This window comes from Vibrio sp. 10N.222.49.C9, from assembly GCF_041474985.1.
In the GTDB taxonomy this organism is placed as follows: Bacteria; Pseudomonadota; Gammaproteobacteria; order Enterobacterales; family Vibrionaceae; genus Vibrio; species Vibrio crassostreae_C.
This window is the reverse complement of record NZ_JBFRVD010000791.1, coordinates 1-385: the sequence shown is the minus strand read 5'-3', so window position 1 is coordinate 385 and position 385 is coordinate 1. Positions and strand designations below refer to the sequence as shown.

1 protein-coding gene is annotated in these 385 nt (G+C 44.7%); it reads left to right on the top strand.

All coding sequences use genetic code 11. The annotated features are described in order from the left end of the window. A partial coding sequence (locus AB4585_RS25625) for a tetratricopeptide repeat protein (RefSeq protein WP_372171597.1) occupies positions 1–385 on the top strand: 385 nt, incomplete at both ends.

Here is a 385-nt window from a genome sequence, read left to right as displayed (position 1 = left end):
GTCTATTGGTCTGAGTTAAATGAGCAGCAAAAACAAGCCCTAGCCAAGCCATTACAAGAGTATATGGAGATACAAGAATTTAACTCTGACAGAGGTTTTGGGCGAACTAATTTAGGAAACGTGTATCGAGCACAAGGCAATTATGAACAGGCATTAAAAGAGTATCAGGGAGCAATATCGGTTGAGCCCTATTTTGCCAATAGCTACGTGAATCTTGCCGATCTTTACCGTGTACAAGGAAAAGAGGTGCAAGTGTTCTCAACCCTTGAACAGGGTATCAAGGCACAACCCAATTCGGGAGCACTGCGTTATAGTGCTGCGCTGTCATTACTGCGCCAAGGCAAAAATAGTCAAGCCACGCAATATCTGCAGCAAGCGACAGAGG